At 67.8% G+C, this 19,603-nt stretch carries 23 protein-coding genes; 2 read left to right on the top strand and 21 right to left on the bottom strand.

Annotation, left to right across the window (positions count from 1 at the left end; genetic code table 11):
• Positions 1-9: 9 nt before the first annotated feature.
• The 6 genes from A4R43_RS30060 to A4R43_RS42945 form a co-directional block, all read right to left on the bottom strand.
• Positions 10-579: a hypothetical protein gene (locus tag A4R43_RS30060; protein WP_110341352.1), complete on the bottom strand. Its 570-nt coding sequence runs from the start codon at positions 577-579 to the stop codon at positions 10-12.
• Positions 580-773: 194 nt separating this feature from the next.
• Entirely contained in the window at positions 774-1,082 is a 309-nt protein-coding gene (locus tag A4R43_RS30055; RefSeq protein ID WP_110341350.1) for a hypothetical protein, read from the bottom strand.
• Between the two features lie 48 nt (positions 1,083-1,130).
• Complete coding sequence (locus tag A4R43_RS42950) at positions 1,131-1,430, bottom strand: hypothetical protein (RefSeq protein WP_146240085.1); 300 nt, start codon at positions 1,428-1,430, stop codon at positions 1,131-1,133.
• A 13-nt stretch (positions 1,431-1,443) separates the two neighbouring features.
• Positions 1,444-2,259, bottom strand: a complete 816-nt coding sequence (locus A4R43_RS30050; protein ID WP_146770628.1) for a DUF7178 family protein — start codon at positions 2,257-2,259, stop codon at positions 1,444-1,446.
• A gap of 15 nt (positions 2,260-2,274) precedes the next feature.
• Positions 2,275-2,562, bottom strand: a complete 288-nt coding sequence (locus tag A4R43_RS30045) for a hypothetical protein (protein ID WP_110341346.1) — start codon at positions 2,560-2,562, stop codon at positions 2,275-2,277.
• A gap of 168 nt (positions 2,563-2,730) precedes the next feature.
• Entirely contained in the window at positions 2,731-2,976 is a 246-nt protein-coding gene (locus A4R43_RS42945) for a hypothetical protein (protein ID WP_146240083.1), read from the bottom strand.
• Positions 2,977-4,829: 1,853 nt separating this feature from the next.
• Between A4R43_RS42945 and A4R43_RS30040 the strand changes: the two genes are divergently transcribed.
• The gene (locus tag A4R43_RS30040) at positions 4,830-5,204 is read left to right on the top strand and encodes a winged helix-turn-helix transcriptional regulator (protein WP_158559785.1); all 375 of its coding nucleotides are present in this window, start codon (positions 4,830-4,832) and stop codon (positions 5,202-5,204) included.
• A gap of 26 nt (positions 5,205-5,230) precedes the next feature.
• On the opposite strand, the gene A4R43_RS30035 is transcribed toward A4R43_RS30040, so the two are convergent.
• The 13 genes from A4R43_RS30035 to A4R43_RS29975 all read right to left on the bottom strand — a co-directional run bounded on the left by A4R43_RS30035 (position 5,231) and on the right by A4R43_RS29975 (position 16,830).
• The gene (locus A4R43_RS30035; RefSeq protein ID WP_110341341.1) at positions 5,231-8,197 is read right to left on the bottom strand and encodes a BTAD domain-containing putative transcriptional regulator; all 2,967 of its coding nucleotides are present in this window, start codon (positions 8,195-8,197) and stop codon (positions 5,231-5,233) included.
• A 145-nt stretch (positions 8,198-8,342) separates the two neighbouring features.
• Entirely contained in the window at positions 8,343-8,780 is a 438-nt protein-coding gene (locus A4R43_RS30030; protein WP_110341339.1) for a hypothetical protein, read from the bottom strand.
• A 54-nt stretch (positions 8,781-8,834) separates the two neighbouring features.
• Entirely contained in the window at positions 8,835-9,281 is a 447-nt protein-coding gene (locus A4R43_RS30025; RefSeq protein ID WP_233520035.1) for a pilus assembly protein TadG-related protein, read from the bottom strand.
• Between the two features lie 2 nt (positions 9,282-9,283).
• Entirely contained in the window at positions 9,284-9,781 is a 498-nt protein-coding gene (locus tag A4R43_RS30020; protein WP_233520034.1) for a TadE/TadG family type IV pilus assembly protein, read from the bottom strand.
• Positions 9,778-10,197: a TadE/TadG family type IV pilus assembly protein gene (locus A4R43_RS30015; RefSeq protein WP_233520033.1), complete on the bottom strand. Its 420-nt coding sequence runs from the start codon at positions 10,195-10,197 to the stop codon at positions 9,778-9,780. Before A4R43_RS30015 ends, A4R43_RS30020 begins: the two co-directional genes overlap by 4 nt.
• Before the next feature lie 76 nt (positions 10,198-10,273).
• Complete coding sequence (locus tag A4R43_RS30010; RefSeq protein ID WP_112277136.1) at positions 10,274-10,459, bottom strand: hypothetical protein; 186 nt, start codon at positions 10,457-10,459, stop codon at positions 10,274-10,276.
• Between the two features lie 50 nt (positions 10,460-10,509).
• Positions 10,510-11,403 (bottom strand): type II secretion system F family protein, encoded by an 894-nt coding sequence (locus A4R43_RS30005; protein ID WP_112277132.1) that lies wholly within the window; start codon positions 11,401-11,403, stop codon positions 10,510-10,512.
• Positions 11,400-12,323: a type II secretion system F family protein gene (locus A4R43_RS30000; protein WP_110341582.1), complete on the bottom strand. Its 924-nt coding sequence runs from the start codon at positions 12,321-12,323 to the stop codon at positions 11,400-11,402. The genes A4R43_RS30005 and A4R43_RS30000 overlap by 4 nt, the downstream gene beginning before the upstream one ends.
• Positions 12,320-13,768, bottom strand: a complete 1,449-nt coding sequence (locus A4R43_RS29995; protein ID WP_110341331.1) for a CpaF family protein — start codon at positions 13,766-13,768, stop codon at positions 12,320-12,322. The genes A4R43_RS30000 and A4R43_RS29995 overlap by 4 nt, the downstream gene beginning before the upstream one ends.
• Positions 13,765-14,604 carry a CpaE/TadZ family protein gene (locus A4R43_RS29990; protein WP_110341329.1) on the bottom strand — a complete coding sequence of 280 codons (840 nt, stop codon included), beginning with the start codon at positions 14,602-14,604 and terminating at the stop codon, positions 13,765-13,767. Before A4R43_RS29990 ends, A4R43_RS29995 begins: the two co-directional genes overlap by 4 nt.
• Positions 14,604-15,317, bottom strand: coding sequence for an SAF domain-containing protein (locus A4R43_RS29985; protein WP_112277131.1), 714 nt, complete (start codon positions 15,315-15,317; stop codon positions 14,604-14,606). Before A4R43_RS29985 ends, A4R43_RS29990 begins: the two co-directional genes overlap by 1 nt.
• Before the next feature lie 119 nt (positions 15,318-15,436).
• Positions 15,437-16,438 (bottom strand): hypothetical protein, encoded by a 1,002-nt coding sequence (locus A4R43_RS29980; protein ID WP_199542615.1) that lies wholly within the window; start codon positions 16,436-16,438, stop codon positions 15,437-15,439.
• Positions 16,439-16,473: 35 nt separating this feature from the next.
• On the bottom strand, positions 16,474-16,830 hold the full coding sequence (locus A4R43_RS29975) for a hypothetical protein (protein ID WP_233520032.1): 357 nt from the start codon (positions 16,828-16,830) through the stop codon (positions 16,474-16,476).
• A 517-nt stretch (positions 16,831-17,347) separates the two neighbouring features.
• Here A4R43_RS29975 and A4R43_RS29970 point away from each other — a divergent pair.
• A complete protein-coding gene (locus A4R43_RS29970) occupies positions 17,348-17,992 on the top strand; it encodes a prepilin peptidase (RefSeq protein WP_110341324.1) in 645 nt (214 codons plus the stop codon).
• A 66-nt stretch (positions 17,993-18,058) separates the two neighbouring features.
• On the opposite strand, the gene A4R43_RS29965 is transcribed toward A4R43_RS29970, so the two are convergent.
• Together A4R43_RS29965 and A4R43_RS29960 are read right to left on the bottom strand one after the other, a co-directional pair.
• The gene (locus A4R43_RS29965; protein WP_110341322.1) at positions 18,059-18,541 is read right to left on the bottom strand and encodes an NUDIX domain-containing protein; all 483 of its coding nucleotides are present in this window, start codon (positions 18,539-18,541) and stop codon (positions 18,059-18,061) included.
• A complete protein-coding gene (locus A4R43_RS29960) occupies positions 18,538-19,491 on the bottom strand; it encodes a tetratricopeptide repeat protein (RefSeq protein ID WP_233520040.1) in 954 nt (317 codons plus the stop codon). The genes A4R43_RS29965 and A4R43_RS29960 overlap by 4 nt, the downstream gene beginning before the upstream one ends.
• Between the last annotated feature and the right edge of the window lie 112 nt (positions 19,492-19,603).

Raw genomic sequence — 19,603 nt, 5'->3', positions numbered from 1 at the left:
AAAAGGGAGTCACTGTTCGGCGAGCACGCGGTCGAGCTGATCAAGGAAGTAGTCGACGTCCGTGTTCGGGCGCATCGCGTCGCCCGACGGCATCCAGTCGGAGTCGTCGACGTAACCGGTGCCGGCGACCTGGTCGAAGGTGTCGACGTAGTCGGTGTGGTCGCACTCGCAGCAATCCGGCGCGGTCACCGGGTACAACTGACTTCCGACATTCAGGCAGGCGGTGGCCAGAGCGCGTTCCCGGAACGTGGCCGCGGTGTAGGTGGCGACCGCCGTAACCACACGGGCGGCCGGAAATCGGGCGAACAACTCAGCCAGCACGTCGTAGTGGGCGTGCCAACACGCGGAAATCGTGCGGCGCCTGCCGTTCGGACCGGTGCCCTTACCGAACGCGGACGCGCTTCCCTTCGCGCCGGAACCCGCTGTGTCGGTGGCGCGAAGGGTGAACGTGGCGCGGGGGCCTGCGCGGTTGCTGCGATCCTCGCCCGTGCGCACGGTGATGTTTCCGTCGTAGAGCGCGCTGGACACGTCGCGTACGACGCTGTGAATATCGGTGAGGGACACGCCGTACACGAACATGGTTGAACTCCTTTACTGATTCGGGAAACGGAGGTGATGACGTACGCGCGGATGAGTCGAACAATCCGCAACGGAAAGCCGAGCCGTTGCAACCGTTGCGCGCGGGTGAGAGCTGCGCGGCGCCCGTATGAACGGGCGCCGAGACACGCGGCTGACTATCAGTGAAATTTCCGGGGATGCGCTGGACGATTGCGCTAGATCCAGGAATCGACTCGGCGGACCGTGGCGCCGCACTTCTTGGCGACGTACTCCGCAGCGTCCGCCAGGCCCGAAAATCGGTACCGGTAGGCGGACAGCGGCACCGGACCAGCCGCGCCGTCGGTGGACTCGATACGCCAACGTCCGCGCGGTGCGCGCTCGCAGGCGACAAACGCACACCCGTCACGAGTGAACGCGACCGCGCTATCGGCGTCCTGTTCGCCGTACGTGTCGTCTGTCATGACGTAGCCGTTTTGGGCGTACTGAAAGTGAAGCTCTACGACGTTGTCCGTGTCGGTGGACATGTGATCTCCCTTGACGTTGGCCGATCGGGTCGGTTACGTGCGCGGGTTTCAGGCCCAGCGCGGTTGAAATTCGTCGCGCAGTCCGTCAAAGGTCCACGCGCCGAAGATGCGGAACTGTCCGCAACGCACGCGGACGTGTGCGCGCGGGACACAGCCACTCGGGGCGAATGTGGTGTGTTCGCCACGGCGGTAGGCGCCGCGCGTGGCGGTCACCAATACGGCGATTTCGCCGCGCGGGGTGTACCCGGTCACCTTGGCCGGTACGAGTCCGGAGAAACTGTCCAGAAAGATAAGGTCACCGACCCGAATAACAGTTGTCGGAATCGAACGGTTCTGCGTGTCAGTCATCGTGAGACCTCACTTAGGCAGCCGACTGGTAACCCGTACCGGGGCACGTGGCCAGATCAGGCAGGTAGACGGTCCGGAATTCGTTCCACGCGCGTTCGGAATTCGCGCGGGCATGGTTGCGTCCCCTGTCCAGCCGGTTGGGGCCGCGCCGTTGCTCGGCTTCCTGATTGAGCCGTTGACGGACCAACCAGGTCACGGCCTGCACCTGGTGCGCCGAGACCCGTTCTCCCCCGCGTGCGGAGATCAGCTCCGCGGCACGGCGGTACAGGCTCACCACGTGGTCGTACTGCCGACGGGAAACCGATCCGTCCTTACGGCGGAACCCGTTGACCGGCGCCGAGTCGTACTCCTCGGAGGTGAGCGCGCGACCGTGCGCCACCGACAGCGCGTGCCGATCGATCACCACGCGCGGGTCATCCGGATCTTGATCTCCGCCGAACTCGATCAGGTGGGCAAAGTCGCGGATTTTCGGACCGTTGAGGATGTCCTCATACCGCTCACCGACGAGCAGCCGATCCGCAGCGCGTTTCTGGCCGGTCGTGGCGAACATTCCGGAACCGGGCCCGCCGATTCCCCTACCCTCGCGCAATACGCGAGCGGCATTAAGGACGTTGCCGATCCATCCCTGTTGTGGTGAGTAAATCGCGAGCATTCCGGCGCCGAGATGGGCGTCACCGTTCGCGATGGCGGTTGCCACGTGGTGCGCGTCGGCATACCAGCGCATTCCTTGCGCGATTTCGTCGGGTGTGGCCTGTTCCCAGTGCCACACGATGTTTTCGTGACTCACAGGGTGCGCCCGGAACCATGGGTGATCGCTGGGGGCAGGCATGACAATTCAGTCCTCTTAGGTGTGATTCACGGTCACCGGCGAGTCGTCCCACAAGCGGGACCATCCCGATTGCGCGGGACGCGCGCCGGCCGTTCGTACGTACTTGTCCAGGGCGAGCAATTCGCGTCGCACTTCTCCGACGTCCAATTGCCACAGCTCGCGGGAGATCTCGTCCCGTACGCGGTCAAGGTCAATCGCACCCGATGACGCGAAGGAATACAGAGCGGACGACATACCGTCGTGCCAATCGGACGCAATCCGTCGCGCTTGCCCGTCGCTGATCATGACAATGACTGCACTCATCGGTTTTCACTCCTTGATTCACGCCGCGACCGTGACCGGAATGGATTCCATGGCGGAAAAATCGAAAACGGCGAGCTGTGCGGTTTCCCGCGCGAGGGTCATTGCGTCGGACAGGTCCGCGGTCACGACGGAAACGTCCAGGTAGACGCGACCGGTCGCAGGGTCGCGCTACCCACCGAGAACGCGACCGGGTAGCGAAAGAGCGTCTTTTGCTTGCGCGATGTACTCGTGAAGATCGTTACTGGTCACGGAACCGTCGAAAACGCGTTCGTGTTCCGGATGTACGGCAACCGCATAGCCCGTGCTGATGTCGGAACCGTCGCTCGGGTTGACGGAAAATCCGCCATCCGGAACGGACAGAGCGTCCGCCATGGCGCTAATCCGGGCGGACCAATCGATCAGAGTCGTAGTCATGGCGGTACTCCATTTCGTGTGCGAAAGTGGTTGACTGGCAGCGATTCAGGCCAGTTGTGAACTGGCACCGAAACGCGCAACCCTCGCCGTTGTGAGATCTCCGCAAAGGGGACAGATCCTGTATCCGGGCAATACGGCACTACTCACGGGTGAGGGTTGCGCGTTTCGATGGCACATTCCCTGAATCTCTAAAACACTGTTGGGATAAGCCGTTATGTCTAGCGCGCAACGCAAGGAACCATGCCCGTAAGGGTTTGGCGTGCTATGGGCAGGCGAGAGTGACGCTCTCAAGCCAGAGAAACCCAATGTCGGCAACCGCCTAAAACAACCTCGAACGCCTACACGTTGCGACGTTTTTCGGTGCTGGACCACCATTGACTTATCTTGGGGACACACCTGTGGCAGGCATGCCATTTATGCGCGCTTCTCCGCTTTATAGCAAGAACTTTACGTCGCGAAGCTGCAAGCGCAGTTACTACGCATTCCAGACTAGAAATGCGCGTTTGGCTACGCGTCGTTCTTCACGCTGCTCTGCACGGTTTCGCTGCTGTCCGCACGGCCCAAGCCGTTGCCCGCGCTTTACGGGACTACTGTCATCTCGACACCCGGAAGGAGGTACTGACCGAATCGGAGAGCTCGCAGGGACGCCGTGCCCTGGTCCTCACCCTCTCGGTTCGATCCGTTTACTTCCTGGTGTGGAGTCGACATGTAGAAGTACACATCTTGGGTCCACACTTTGCAAGCCCAAGAGGCCCCGTCGTTACCGTTCCGTGACCTTGCGGTGCAAAACGGCTGGTCAGAGTTGCGCAGCGTCAGCCGGGCCTCTCGGTCTCCACTGCCCAAACCGGGGCATAGAAGAGCCACAGCAGCCGGCACGGCGGAGCCCAGCGGAGCGGACAGCAGCCGGCACGGCGGAGCCCAGCGGAGCGGACAGCAGCCGGCACGGCGGAGCCCAGCGGAGCGGACAGCAGCCGGCACGGCGGAGCCCAGCGGAGCGGACAGCTCATCTCTTGCTTTTCTGGGTTTATGAATGGCGAAGTGCCGAGAAATGGTGAATCGCGAGCATGTTTAATCCAGCTTTCGGCTCATGCGATTCACCCCGAGAGAACTCAAACAAAGTTTGAGTATTGACACGCCGTCGAAATTGTGATTGTCAAGCGCAAGTGGCAATCCGATGCAAATTGATACAGCGTCGAATTCGAGTCAAGTTGATCAGCGGCGACTGCACAGCAGGAGGCTGCCACCGTAACGAACAGAGCAGCGAGATGCGGGCAATGCATGACGATCAGACAGCGGGAAGTGGGGTACGGATGGATGGTGACCAGCGCAACCAGGGGGACCACGGGGTCACGAGTAACGGCAGGTGACCACCCACCCAAGTCGACTGTTCATGTGCCTGCCGGCCACCGAGTCGGGCGTTACATCGGTAGCCCCTGCGGGGCCGGTGACCAGGCAGTTCGCGGACTCGGAGGGCTACCGCTCTAGTAGGCAGTTGAATCGGACCGTCGTCCGGTAGGTGACCAGGACACTACGAGGTGATCACTGATCGTACTGTTGATCTACTAGTTGGTCACTCGGTGTGGTGACGCCGGTTCGTCCTAAGTAGAAATACGCTGCACCGGGTACCCCGTTTGACGTAGCGTTGACAACCTTGACACTGATCAACCGAGGTGGCCGATGACGGAGACGATTATACGCCCTCTGGCCAGAAAGGAGGCGATTCTCACTTTGAATTTCAGGGCTCGCCTGTGCCGCGGGGGCGGAGTGTAGGCGAGCCGTCACGAACGATTATGGGGGCGTACATGGTAACGGGGGACGCTAGGTACCTAGCGCGGTCGCGGGATCTCCGTCACGTGCTGAACGGGGAATGGATCACGCACATTCTGGTGGCGTTGAATGCTGGGCCGCTGCATTACAACGAGCTTCATGCCGCCATCCAGGAGATGACCACGTTCGATCCGTGGACCGGGTTGGTCCGCAAGATTCAGAGCCGGGCATTGGGCCGGACCTTGCGAAGGATGGAGACCGCCGGCCTGGTGGACCGGGTCGAGGAACGGACGTTTCCGCGGTCGGTGGTGTACTCGCTGACGCCCGCGGGCGCGGATTTGCTGGTCCGGGCGCGGCCTCTGATCGACTGGGCGGAAGAGAACCTCGATCTGATCGAGCGCCTGCAGAAGGCGCCGGACGACGGCGATCAGCCGCAGGACGACGAGGATCAGCCTGACTGAGCTACCGCTGCACTGGCGGACGCGGTTCAGCTGGCCGCGGCGTTGTCGGTGGAGACCGGCCGCCGAGTGCTGCCGCGGCGTTGGAGGAAGTCGGCGAGGTTGAGCGTGTCGGGGCTGGGATGTTGGCCGATCTCGTCGAGCGTGGTGGTCAGCAGCGCGAGGGTGCGGGGGATGGCGGCGTACTGGTCGAGGCGGGCTTGGGTGCGGATGATGTCGCGGTAGACGCCCTCGTTGTAGCGGTCGAGCTTCCGGGTGCGTTCCAGGAGCGTGAGCATGGTTTCTGGGGCGCTGTCGCCGTGCGCGCGGATCAGGGCGCCGAGCGCGTCCAGGACGTCGCGTCGGGTGGCCTCGCGGACCGGTTCGATCCAGGGCACGAGCAGGTCCTCGGCGAGGTCGCCCTGGTAGAGCTCGACGGCGTCGTGCAGCTGGGCCTGGGCCGCGGCGTCGGGTGGGCGGGGCGCCTGCAGGGCGTGCTGGAGCTGCCAGTAGTCGACGACGGCGAGTTCGTCGTTGAGCTGGTAGCGGCCGTCGTCGTTGACGACGAGGTTGTTGATCCTGCCGTCGGTGGCGTCGGTGAGCGCGCGGCGCAACATGGACAGGGTGTTGTGGAACGAGTTGTACGGCCGCGGTGGCCGGCTGTCGGGCCAGACGGCCTCGTTGAGGACTTCGCGGCGGACGCCGTGGGGGTGCAGCGCGAGGTAGACGAGCAGTTCCCGTTGCTTCGGTGTCAGCGCGCCACTGAGCTCGCGTTCTCCCTCGTCGCCGCGCAGGGCCAGGTGCAGGCGTCCCAGCACACGCACAACCAGCGGGGTTTGCGGTGCTGCCACGTCACCGTTGTCCGGTTTCCGGGGTTCCTCGGCGGCCGGTGCCTGCTCGGCGGCCGGCTTGACGTCCTCGGCGGCCGTGCGGCGCTCGTCGGTGTCGTCCGGGGTGGCTGCGGCCGGGGCCTTCGGCGGGACGTCCACGGGGATGGGGTGGACGTCCAGCAGTTGCAGGCTCGGGGCCGGTGGGGTCTGCTGGTTGTCTTCCTGTTCCGGCGGGCGGGTGGATTCGAGCTGGGTCATCTCGTCGACCGAGCGCTGCTCGGGGACGGGCGGCGTGGGTGCAACGTCGTGATCGTCTGCGGGCGGTGCGAGTTCGTCGCCGGTGAAGCCGCTGGTTGCGTGGTCGGGTGTGGCCAGGTCGGCGGGGCCTTCAGCATCGCGGAGCACGGCAAGCAGTTCGGTGGCATCGGTGGAGGGCAGGCTGAACAGGCGTGTGTCGGCGAGGGCGTCGCCGAGGCCAGGGCTGGTCGCGCTGACGGTGCCGTCGTGGCGGACGCGCACGGTCGCGCCGGGGCGCCATTGGCCGAGGAGCACGCCGGCCAGGCCGAGAGTCGAGCCGTTGTCGAGGACGGCTTGCAGGCGGCGTTCCGCGTGGGGCGTGGGGCTGGCGAGCAGCACGAGCGAGGCCGGAGTGAGTCGGGTTTCGGTCTGCTCGATGGCGTGGCGGGTCCGGGTGAGCAGGGCCGCTTCCATCTCGTCGAGGGCAGCGTCGAGCGTGGCGACGACGTGGACGGTGGACGGCAGGTTCTCGACGTCGGTGCCGTCGAAGACGAGGTGCAGGTCGTCGGCGGGGACGAGCACGCGGATGCCGTCGCCGGGCTGCTGTTCGGTGAGCAGGTGCAGCAGCAGCGCGCGGGCAGCGGCGGTGGCGCCAGGTCCGGCGAGACCGAGGCCGCGGGTGCTGGCCAGGTTCAGGGCGAGTTCGCGACCGCCCCGCACGCCGACCTTCGCCGGTACGGGGACTGGTTTGTCGTCGGGTTCCAGGTCCCCGGCGGCGGTGATGTGGATCCGCGGTGGGGCCGGCGCGAGGTCGACGAACTCCACGTCGTCTACGGGCCTGCGGTCGCCGTCGTCCTGGTCGTAGGCGGCCCGCAGGGCGCGGACCACGGGCGCGATCGGGCGCTGCAGGTCGGCGCGGTCGCCGCTGCCGATGCGGTAGCGGCGTCGGCGCCACATCCGGACCGACACCATGGCCGTCGTGATCGCTCCGGCCAGGCCAAGGCTGACGAACACGCCGGTCAGCAGGTCCAGCCCCGGTTCGGCCTGGTCGTCGTGGTGCTGGCCGGCCTCGTCCGCCGTGGCCGGCGCCGGGGTCGTGTTCGGCGCGGGCTGTGTTGACGGAGGCGTGGTCGGTGCAGTGCTCGTCGGAGGAGGTGGCGGCTGCGGCGGCGGCACCTGCGGCTGCTGCTCGCCGGGAGGATGTTGTTCGGGCGGGGCCGGGATGTAGGCGGTGATCTTCCAGCCGGGGCGCACGAGGTTGGGTTGGGTCAGCGCGCGGCCGTCGGGCTGCTCCACGCCGCGGTTGAGCTGGAACAACTCAGGCCACCGGGTTCCGCCGCCGGGACCGTAGATGCGTTCGGCGACCCGCCACAGGCTGTCGTAGATCCCGTCCTCGGGGAGCCGGACCTCCTCGGTGACCTGGACCATGCCCGGCGGGGCCGGCGCTGCCCGATCGACCACCAACGTGGCGGCCGGGACGACGGCCGCCTGCGGAGCCGCGGCCTGCGCGGTCGGGCCTGGGGTCAGCGGTGCGACGACGGCGACCGGCGTGAGATCGGCGGCCAAGACTGCGGTGGCCGGGGTGGGAGCCGTGTACGGGGTCCGGTTGCCGAGCAGGGTCAGCACGATGGTGCCGATCAGAGCCGCGGCGAGCCCGTGCAGCGGGCCAGGCGGGCGGACCTGCGGCCAGGTGATCCCGCGCGCCGCGTCGACGGTGCAGCGCAGGACGTCGAGCGCGAAGAAGAACCAGACGATCCAGCACAGCACCGCCAGGGTGTTGAGCAGGAACTGCGCGCTCATCGGGTTGAGCAGCGTCGCCTGGATCTCGTCCCACGTCGGCACGTCGTCAGGCAGGGGCCACCCCACGAAGTGCACGAGGGCCCAGGGCAGGCCCGCCACGAGCGCGAGCAGGACGACGAGGGCGAGCAGACCGCGCACGAACCGGAGCACCGCGGCCAGTGCCCACCACGCGGGGCGGCCTGTCCTCGGCCGTATCGGCTTTCGGTGAGGGGAGTGCGAGTGTGCGGTCATGGCGTGCTCGATTCCTTGGACGTACAGGTTTACGGCTCCGCGGTCGCCAGCGGAGCAAGCGGCGTCATGTCACCGGCGTGGGAATCCGGGTGGAGGTGTCCGCCGCGCCGTTGCGAGGTCCGGCGAGCTCGGGTGACGCGGACTGCTGGGTGGTCGGCGCCGGGTTCGATGTGGACGATGCTTGGCTCGCGTCCCGTTTCGCGGTGGCGGTGCCGGCGGTAGACCGCTTGCGCTTGGGGCGAGTCGTCTTGCGGCCGTTGAGCCACTGGGTGAGGTCGGTGGCCGGTACGTCGGTGAACTTGGCCAGCTCGTCAACGCTGATGACGTCGCTGGACTCAGCGAGGACGTCGCCGAGTTCTCGCTCGACGTCGCCGAGTTTCTCGGCCACCTCTGCCCGCAGCAGTGCGAGTTCACCGACGCGCTTGGCAGCAGCTGCCCGCTTCGCGCTGCGGGCCGCGTCGGCTTGCTCGACGCGGCGTTCGATCTCTTCAGTCGTCGCCATCCTGGTCTCCTTCCCCGGTGTGGCACTGAACTGGGTACGAGCATGTGAAGGTCGTCATGGGAGTACTCCGGAGATTCCGCGTTGCGGTTGGGCCTGCCCGGTTCCCGTGACGGTGATTGAGCCGATGCTGACCAGCCCGAGCAGCTGGGTCGGCTGGTCGATGCTGACGGTCACGTTCACGGTGGTGCCGGCGACCGAGACGGTGCCGGTGTGGCCGGCGGCGGCGAGGTAGCTGCGGGCCGCGGCGCTGGCTTGGTGTGGGACCAGGCGCAGGGTGCCGTCGGTGCGGTAGGCGGTCAGGTCGATTTCCTGGGCGCCGGCCCGCGCGGCTTCCTGCGCCTCGCCCATCGCACGGACCTTGGCGGCCAGGGCGAGCCCGCCGTCGAGCACGAGCCCGGCGAACAGCAGCGCGGCGAGGGCGATGATGACGACGAAGGCGGTCACCCGGCCGTCCTGGTCTTCGCGCAGCCGGCCGGTTCGGCGGCGCAGCGATGCGGCCACCCTCATGGCGCACCTCCCGCTTGGGCGTTGGGGGCGGTGCCGCGCCAGACATCGACCGGGGAGGAGAAGCTGGATTGGAACGTCCGGCTGCCGGGCACGCCGAGCGAGGTCAGGTCCCCGAGGCCGACGCTGCAGGACACGGTGACGGTCACCGTGGAGCCCGGCTTGAGTCCCTGAGTGTCGGTAGACACCGACAACGACTGGCAGGTGATCCCCGCGGACGCCAGGGCTGCGCTGGCGGTGGCTTGGGCGTTGGCGGTGGCCTGCGATGGGGTGCGGGCCAGGGTGGCGGCGCGGGCCGCTTGGTGCGCGACGTCGTTGATCCGCAGCTTGGTGTCGGCCAGCCGACCGCAGAACACCACGAACAACAGCAGCAGGATCAGCAGCGGGGTCAGTAGAGTGAGCTCGGCCGCAGCGGAGCCTCGTTCGTCCCGGCGCAGCGCGCGAATACTCGCGCGCATCGAGCGCGCGAACGCGGGAAGACGGCGGGCCGCAGTCATGGTGCCACCGCCCCTGCACCGGTCGGCGGGGTGAATTTCTCAACGGGCCCAACGGCTTCGGCGTGCACCGTGAAGGTCGCGAACGGAATCACGTTGATCACGGTTCCGGTGACCGTCACGGATGCTTGGTTCGGTCCTCGCTGGACGTTGACCGATGTTCCTTGCAGCGGGCCACTTCCGAGTTGGGTGAGGACTCGTTGTCCTTCGGCATTGCCCGCGGCAGTGCTGCCGCCGTACACGCGTGCTGCGGACAGGGCTTCGGAGGCGGCGGCTTGGGCTATGTGGGTGGCGTGCATGTAGAGCGCGAACTGCGCGATCAACAGGATCAGCAGCAACAGCAGGGGCGTGGCGATGACGAGTTCGACCGTGCCGGCGCCACGCTGATCCGTCCGCAGCCGGCGCAGCGCCGCCCGCACACGTGTCCGGTGTGGACGCTCGCGTGTGTTCGGCGTGCGGGGTCGGCTGGGGCGTCGAGGCATTGTGGTCACCGGCCTACAGGTTGATGCCGTTGGCTTTCTGGGTGACCTTAATGACGATGATCGCGATGACCGCGATGGCCAGCGCCGCCAGCAGGGCGGTGACCACGACCGCTTCGGTGGAGTAGCCCGCCTCGTCGCGGCGCAGCCGCTCCAGCTCGCCCCGGATGCGGGCGATGAGGATCTGAACTTCGGTGAACATCAGCTTCTCCCCCGTGGTTCGGGGTCCGGTATGGACAGTTCTTGTGGAACTCAGAGACCTCCCAGCACGCTCGCGAGGGCTGGGAACCCGATGAAAATCAGGAATCCGCCGAACAGCATCACCACGGGAAGGCTCATGCGTTCGGTGGCTGCTTGCGCTTCGCCTTCAGCGTCGGTGAGTTCACGGGTGCGCAGCGCCGCGGCCTTGGCCGCGAGGCTGGCGCGAACGCGGGCGCCTTCGGTGCCGGCGAGGCTGACCGAGGCGGCTAGCTCGGACAGCTGATGCACGTCGAGCTCGGTGCCGAGCTGACCGAGGGTCGACCACGGTGTGGTGCGGGTCAGCTTGGCGGTGACCAGCGCGCGGCGCAGCTGTTGGAAGGCCCAGCCCTTGCCGATGCCGACCGCGTCCGACAGCGCGCCGTCGACTCCGGCGCCGCCGGCCAGCAGGACCCGGATCAGGTTCAGGTAGGCCGACAGCGCGTGCCGGAAGGTCGAGCGCCGCCGCTCGGCTTCCTGCCGCACGCTGATATCCGGCAACAGGAATCCACCGAGCGCGAAGAGCAGGCTCGCGACCGCGGGGACTTCCCAGCCGAGACCAACGTCGGCTACGACGAGCAGCAGTTGCATCAGGATCGGCAGCAACAGCCCGGTCAGCGCCAGCGTGGCCTTCTCGGCCAGGTGGTGCTCGATGCTCTTGCCGGTGACCGCGAGGTCGTTGCGCAGCTTGCGGTTGGGCAACCCGAGTGCGGCCAACGGCTTGATGAACGGCCGGCCCACGCGCAACGCCCAGCCGTCGGAGTCCGCGGTGAGGATCGGTGGCGGCGCGGGCGTCGCGTGCAACCGGTCGACCAGAGCGCGCAGCGGCGGCCTCGGCGGGAACACGTAGATCACGAGCGCCCACAAGCCGACGCCGAGCCCGGCGCCCCACAACAACGCGCTGATCATGACGACGCCCCCTTCCCGGTGAGCAAGTCATCGACGTCCACGTCGGCGTCGTGGGGCCGGATCGTGGCCAGCTCCGTGAGGAAGCGCTCCGGCTCACGCATCCGCGCAATCCTTGCCAGCCAAGCAAAAGCTGCCGCGAACAGCGCGCCGACGAACAGCAACATGATTTGCCCGAACGCGGAGTCGTAGGGGGCGAGGTAGCCGCGGTTGAGCAGCACCAGCCCGATCGCGAAGGACAGCGTGGTGATCACGATGACGCGCACGCTGGTCCGGGTACGGGCGCGGCCGGCCTCGACGCGCATCCGCATGGACGCCTGCTCGCGTGCCTCGCTGGCGAGTTCGCCGAGCAGGTCGGCCAGCTGCCGGGCCTGGTGCTCCGCGGCCAGCACGAGCGCGGAGATCACCAGGTCCGCGGTGGGGTCGCGCAGCTGGTCGGCGAGGTGGCGCAGCGACGGTGCGAGGCGTTCGCCGCGCTCCAGCCGGACGGCGAGCTCGGTGATCTCCTCGCGGATCGCCTCGGGGCAGGCCGGGGCGGTGGCGAGGATGGCCTGTTCCAGACCGGCCGCGGCCACCAGGGTGTCGCGCAGCATCTCGGTCCACCCGGCGATCGCCTCGATGCGTTCGAGGTGGCGCTTGTGGTCGACGTTCGAGCCGAGGATTCGCGGCAGGCCGACGACGGCGAGCGCGGTCAGGATGGCGGCGACCACCCAGCCGGTGACCGCGCCGACGGCCAAGCCGGCGAGCACGGCCACGACGAGCCAGCCAACCCGCTTGCGGTCATGCCGGGCGGCCAGCCAGGCGCTCAGCCGCGACGGCGTCGCCGGACGGGCGGGTCGGCCGCGCAGTCCGGCGGCGATGAGCAGGACACCGACGGCCACACCGGCACCGAGTAGGCCGAACAGGGCGGCGGTCGTGGTCATGGCGTCCACCACCCTTCGCGCCGCTCGAACAGGTCCGGGTCGTAGCCGGCCTCGACGAGCAGGCCGACGGTGTCGGTGCGCAGCGGCGCGCCCGGTACGGCGCGCAGGTCCGGGCCGGGGCGCCAGACCTCGTTGCTGATGATCTGTGCGCCGTCGGCGCCGACGACTTCCCGGATCGAGGACACCACGCGCTTGCTCGGGTCGTCGCGGGGCTTTTCCAGGTGCACCACGAAGTGCAGCGCCGCGGCGACGAGCAGGTTGGTCGCTTCCATCGGCAACCGCTCGGGGCCTTGCACGGCGTAGGCAGCCAGCTTGGTGAACGCACCCTGACTGCTGGAGGAGTGCAGGGTGCCCATGCTGCCGTCGTTGCCCATGGACATCGCGTTGGTCAGCGGGATGACCTCCGGGCCGCGAACCTCGCCGACGATGACCCGGTCCGGGCTCATCCGAAGGGACTGCCACACCAGGTCCGACAGCGAGATCTCGCCCTGCCCTTCGATGTTCGGTTCGCGGGCCTGCAGCGCCACCACATCCGGGTGCGCCTCGGCGTCCTCGCCGAGGCCGAGCTCGAAGACGTCCTCGATGGTGATCAGCCGCTCCCACGACGGGATGGCCGAGGCCAGGCCGCGCAGCAGGGTGGTCTTGCCGATCGCCGTGCCGCCGGTGACCAGGACGTTGCGCTTGGCCCGCACCAGGGCCTTCAGGAAGCTCTCCAGCGCGACGTCGATGGTGCCGTTCTCGCGCAGCTCGGCCAGCGTGACCTTGGCGAACCGGTGCCGGCGGATCGACACCGACGGGCGCGCGGTGACCGCCATGACCGCCGAGACACGCTCGCCACCGGGCAGCTGGAAGTTCACGATCGGGCTGCCGCGGTCGAAGCGGCGCTCCTCCACCCCGGAGCGGGTCGCCAGGTCGCGGATGAGGTCGATCAGCTCGGTGTCCGAGCCGACCACCGGGGGCAACCGCTTGCGGCGGCCGTCGGCGTACTTGACGAAGACACGGTCGCCGTTGATGTTGATGTTCTCGATGTCGGTGTCGGCCAGCAGCGGTTCCAGACCGGCCAGGCCGAAGACCTCGTCGAGGACCTGGCGGATCAGGCGCTGCTCGACCTCGGGCGCCACGAGCATCCCGCCGGTGGCGGAGTTGCGCAGCTCGGCTTGGGCGTGCGCCTCGGCCGCGTCGGTCAGGATCGCCTCGGCCAGCCGGCGGCGTGCTGGGGCGTCCATCGGCGGGCGGCCGGCAGTCTCATCAGCCCGGATGCGCCTGCTGAGTTGGGTGGACAACTCCTCGCGCAGGTGCTGCCGCAGCCGTTCCACCGCGGCGGCTTCCCCGGCGGGCCGGTGTGGCAGATCCGCCGGTCCAGGCGTGTGCTGGGCAGCCAGGTTCGGGCCGGCGCCGTTGGTCGACGCCGCCAGGCGCGGATCACCGACGTCAGGCCGCGTCATGGCGTCGCCCCGTTACGGGTTTGCGGCCCGAGCGGTTGCAGCGCCGCACCCGAGACCGGCTCACCCGGAACTGCCAGCCGCAGGTGCGGGGCACGGGCGCCGTTGCCGGTCGGCTGGTGCCCGTGCGCATAAAGGTTGAGCGCGATCCTGGCGGCAGCCCGCCCCAGCGCGGACTTGTCGGGCCCACGTCGGCCGGTGCCCTGGCCACCGAGCACCGCGGCGCCCTTGTCGTCGCGCGGCACGCGACCCATCACCGGGATGCGCAGCGCCTGGGAGACCTCCGCGGTCGGGTAGCCGTCGCCGACCAGGACGAAGCACGGGCGTCGTGACCACTGTTGGGCGGCCTGCAGCTTGAGCGCGACGTGCGCGAGCTCGTCGTCATGTGGGCGGGCGACCAGCAGCATCGCGTCCGCGCTGCGGATGATCGGGAAAGCGGGTGAGTCCGGATCGACCCGGCCGCAGTCGGCGATGACCGTGGTCTCCGGCTGGTCTGTGGCCCGACGCAGCGGCGAGGACGGGCCCGAGGCCAGCACCGTCAGGGCGGCGCGAGCTTGTTCGGCACCGACCGGGCCGAGCACCACCCGCAGGCCACCGGGGAGACGCTGCGTGTGCTGGACGAGCAGATTCGGATCGGCACCGCTGCGGCCTCGTGCCGCCGCGGCCAAGCTGACCAGACCCGGTGTGTCGGGCAACCGGAAGCGGGCCATCAGGTCACCGCCGGCAGGGTCGACCTCGACCACGATCGGGTTCTCCTGGCCCGGCCAACGGGCCCCGAGCGCGGTCGCCAGGGTGGTCACACCCGGCGACCCTTTCAGCGAGCAGACGGCGATGAGCATCAGCGGCCTCCTCCCGCGATCGCGACCAGACTGAGTTGCCCCGCCGGAGCCGAGGCCAATGCGCGAGCGTCCGATTCGGACAGTTGCAGCGACACCACCGTGGTCTGCTCGGTCTCGCGCGTGGCAATGCTCGTCACCACCGCGGTCCACGACGACGTCTGCCCGGAACCGGTCGACGTTCCGGTCGTTGTGCCCTGCCCTGGAGTCGTGAGCACCGCGACGGTGGTACCCGGCGACAGGTCGGGCGGGAACTGTCCCGGCTTCAGCCCCACCGCAGCGATTGCCTTGCCCTGCAACGGAATCTGCGGTGCGCCGAGCACCGAACGGGTCACCAGCGAGCCAGCGGGCAGGCTGAACGCAACCGGCTGACCCACCACTGTGGACGCAGCCGATGCGGGCATCACGTCCATGCCGGAGTCCGCGGCCATGCTAACCTGCTTGAGATCCTGCGCCGTCAGAACTTGGCCCACGGCAACAGGACGGGCCAGTGCGAGCACACTTTCCCGGTCACCCAGCTGTATTCCGGCGAACACACCGCCGGCCGCGCACACCAGGACCAGCAGAACACCGAGCAACAGGTAGGGCACGCTGCGTCGCCGGCCGCTGCCGCTCAAACGCGAAGGAGTCTTGCCGTCACGACCGGCCCACGCGTTCGGCGACGCCGGTTTCTGCGCCGTCGTGTCCGTGCTGGTCGAACCTGCGGTAGTGGTCACCACCGACCTCCTTCAGGCATGACGCCATCGCGACGCGTCGACTCGGGTGTTCGACGTGCCTTGTTCGCAACAGGGTGTTTCGTTGTGCACGCCCGCCCTCATGAGGCGGGAGGCTTCGCTCAGCCGGTCGCGATTCCCTGGCTCTCCGCCACGCGGAACGCCACCGAGGCCGAGGTCGTCATGTTCGGGAACGTGCCGCCCTGGCCCGCGCCCGACCACGTCACGGTCCAATTCACCGTGGCGGTCACCGGGAACGCGTCCGCGCGCTGCCCGGCTGAAGACGTCTTGTAGGTGTAGCCGCAATCCGGCGAGGCGCTCTTCGGATCACCACCGGCAGGGAACGGCGAGCCAGGGCCGGTACAGGTCACCGAGCCGCCATCACCCATCGACCACGTCACCGAGGTCGGCCTCGCGACCGCAGTCACCGACACGCCCGGCACCGACGCGGTGGCCGAAACGTCACCCCAACTGCTGCGGTCCAGCCACAACCACGTCGGCAGGCTGACCAACTGGTCGCCAGCCGGGTTCGCCTTGATCTTCGGAGTAGGAAGCCGCAGCTGGTTCCGCGCCTGCGCCGCGAGCTCAGCCGGCGACGGCAACGGCACCGGGCCGGGCTGGCCGTCCGTGATCCACACCGGCGGCCGGTACAGCGCATCCGCGAAGCCGGGCCCGGTGCACTTGTAGACGTACCAAGCGCCGGACGGCGGTTGGGCCTGCGCGAACCGCGGCTGCGCGACCGCGAACTGCGCGGTGGCCGGCGCGCTCTGCGGCCGGTACACCGCGGGCACCGCGGTGACCGCACCCGACTTGGGCGGCACGTGGAAGGCCGCCGGCTGCGCGCCTCCCGGTGGCGGGCCCTGATAGTCACTGCGTTCATAGCCGCACTGGGCCAGATTGTTGTTGCCGCCGATGATCGTGTCGCCGTTGGCGTTGGCCTGCCCCGTGCCGGGATTGGTCTGGCCAGGGTTGCTGGGCTTGCCGTTTCCGTTGCCCTGGTTTCCGGTTCCAGGCCGAGGGTTCTTGCCTGCGCCGAGCTCGCAACCAGGGTTGGGGTACTGGCTGCAGTCGGTGAATCCCCAGCCGCCGTCCGCGAACGCGGGTACCGCGGTCGCCACGAGCACGGCCGCAGACAGGCCGGCAACGACTCCTAAACGTTTCAACACGAGCCCACCGCCTCTACTGCGAAGCGGGTGACCCTCCACGTGCCGTCCTGCTGCTTCTTGACTTCCGCGGTGATCGAGCGTCGCCCGCCCGGTGTGTCGTTGACCAACTGGCCGTTCTTGTACTTCAGCCAGCCGCTGTCATCTCCGCAGTCCGAGATCATGACCGTGGTCGGGTTGTCCGGCGGATCCACCTTGGACACCTGGGGGTTCGTCTTCGGCTCGCCCTTCGTCACGACACCGTTGAGATGGTCCGTGTACAGGCTGCGGTTGATCACCCCGAGCGCGTCGCCGGTCGCGTACTTCGCGAGCTCAGGCGACTGCCAGTCGGCGGTTTCACCGGCCTTGGCCATCTGCCGCCACATGCCCGTGTAGGCAGCCGTCGCCTGCTGACGTGCCGTGTCCGCCGGAGAAGCCGACGACGGCGGAGCGCTGGTCGTCGATGGCGGCGTTGCCGCCCCAGTCGTGCCCCCAGGCGTCGAAGACGAGTTCGAACTACAGGCCGCGAACGTCAGCGCCGCGAGTCCAACTACTGCCAGTCCCACCCTGCGCCGGCCGTTGCGGCCGTGTACGTTGCCCCCGACCACGTGCACCCCCTCGGATCTGCGAAAATTCCTTTCGATCTAGTGTGGTACTCCTCACGTCTACCTGGCGCCCCCTAGGAGACCGCAATGTCCCTATGAAGGGACACAAGTGTCGGAACAGCAAAAACAGGGCAAAATTCACCCGAATGGGCTAATGACAGCGTGTCCAAATGGCGCTGAGTAGTAGGTTCGCTACACCGGAAGGCCGTAATCAGGGGGCTACAGGGGGTAGATCGTTGGCAAACTCCGTCACTCGTGCGAACCGGCGAGCGGCACGAGATCCACGGTGACGCCGGTCAGCATCGCCGGCTGGGGCCTGGTCGGGCTCGCACTTGCCAGCGTCCTGCGTATGGCCGTCCAACGGAGCTCGATCCTCCCAGCGAAGGGCGAGCGGCTGGCGCCACCAACCCTGCTGGAAGTGGTCACCGCCGCCCTGTTCTCGGTCCTCGCCTGGCGCATCGGCGCGGAACCTGACCTGTTCGCCTACTCCTGGCTTGCCGCTGCCGGTGTTCTGCTCGCCGCGGTGGACTGGAACTCCCGCACGCTGCCCACCAAGCTGATCTGGCCCAGCGGAATCATCCTGGCCGCGCTGTTCAGCCTGGCCGCCGTCCTCAACCGCGACGCGTACCCGCTCATCCGCTCCGCGGCCGGCATGCTCGCGCTCCTCGCGTTCTACGGAGCGCTCTATTTCCTTCAGCCTGGCCAACTCGGCGGAGGAGACCTCCGGCTCGGTGCCCTTCTGGGCCTTGCCCTCGGGTGGGCTGGCTGGTCGACGGTTCTGGGCGGCACGCTGTTCGGATGGTTCAGCGCTGCCGTCGCTCTGCTCGTGCTGCGTATCGCTCGGCGATCGGAGCCTGGCCGTGACGTGCCGCTAGGTCCGTTCCTGATCATCGGTGCCTTCGCCGCCTTGCTCATCCAACCGACGAATTGACGTCGTCCACGGTCGGTCTGTCGACCGCCTCTTGGCAACGCCTCTCCCGCGCTGGAGCCGGGCGTGTCACTCGGAATAGTCTGTGGCGCCTGTGGCGAGGGCATCGTGAGCACGGGCCAGTCGTTGCGCCATGTCGGGCCGCAGCATGGCCTTCGCCTCGGCAAGTTCGACGAACGCGAAGTCGCTGATCTCTGGATCGGAGATGCTGATGGTCTCCACCTGCGTGGCAGACAGCGTGCCTCCGTCGAAGATGAACACCAATTGGTCGTCCCACGGCCCGTGAGGTCCGATCCAGTCCAGAACGAGGACGCGGCCAGCGACCACGGTGAGCCCGAGTTCCTCGGTCAGCTCGCGCTCGCCTGCTGCCCTCGGCGGTTCATTGCTTTCCGCCATACCGCCAGGCAGGTCCCAATTCTCCTTGTAGGTCGGATTTACCACCAGGATGCGTCCGGCTTCGTCACGGATCAGCAGGTCGGCGGCCACACGCTTGCGTGCCTGCTTGGCGTTCCCTTCCGCCAGGTAGGCGAAGCGTGCCTCGTCGTCGGTCATACCGGCCACGACGAGACCGCGCCGTTGTGTTCACCCGAGGTGGCGGATAGGCCGGCCAACGCGGCGAGAAACGACGAGACCTGCCTCGACCGCGGCGCGAGGCTGAGCACGCCGCCGAGGGCACGGAGCTGGTGGACAACCCTGGCTGAGCTCAATGAGACGGTCGTGCTGCAAGCTTCGTGGCCGATCGCCGCTGCCTCGTCAACCCGGCCCGCATGCACCAGAACGTTGGCCAGGGTGAGCTGGGCAAAGGTCCGGCTTCGGACCCGATCGCCTGACCGCAGTCGGATGACCTCGCGGGCACGGCGCTCGGCTTCATCGAGTTCCGCCAGTTGCAGGAAGCACAGCGCGGCTTCGCTTGCGAGTGACGCTTCGTCGAACGCGGCGATCCATTGGGCGGGTTGCTCCGCCGTCGCTTCGTCCAGGATGCTCTCGGCGTCCTCCAACGCCTTACTGCACCCGGCGCGGTCACCGATGAGGGCGAGACCACGGGCGCGCATTGTGTGCAGTCGGGCGACGAGACGCGAGGTGCCGTAGGCAGCTGTGGCTTGCCCGAGCCCTTCGACGGCGATGCGGACAGCGTCGTGGGGCTGCCGCAACTCGATGGCCAGATGCGCCATCGAGGCGCAGCTGTTCGCTGCCAGAGCCCGGTCGTCTCCTGCCATTGCCAACCGGAAAGCGCGATCGAAGTACCTTCGCGCGTTTGCGTCGTTCCCGCTGTCATGTGCCATCCATCCGGCAATCTCGGTGACTGACGCGGCGGCTGCGAACAACCGAGGAACCGACACTCCGTGGGAGGGTGACATCAACTGCGGCCCGATCTGCTGCGTTAGGTAGTGCGCAACTGACGGATACAGTGCGCCCCCACCGATTCGGCGGTCGGCGATTTGCAGATCTTGAGCTGTCGTGAAGATGCTGTCGACGACTTCCGCGCCGTCGAGATCGCTCAACCGCGCCGCGTCTCCCGGAGCAACTGCCGAAGCGAGTGCGCGGTCCGGGGCGCTTCCACCCAGCATTGCGGCCAGGCTGGCAGGTGTCAGCTGAAGAGCCTTCGCCAGGGTA

It is taken from the genome of Amycolatopsis albispora (genome assembly GCF_003312875.1).
GTDB classification, from domain to species: domain Bacteria; phylum Actinomycetota; class Actinomycetes; order Mycobacteriales; family Pseudonocardiaceae; genus Amycolatopsis; species Amycolatopsis albispora.
Note: the sequence above shows the minus strand (reverse complement) of the source record. Positions and strands in the feature narration are given on the sequence as shown.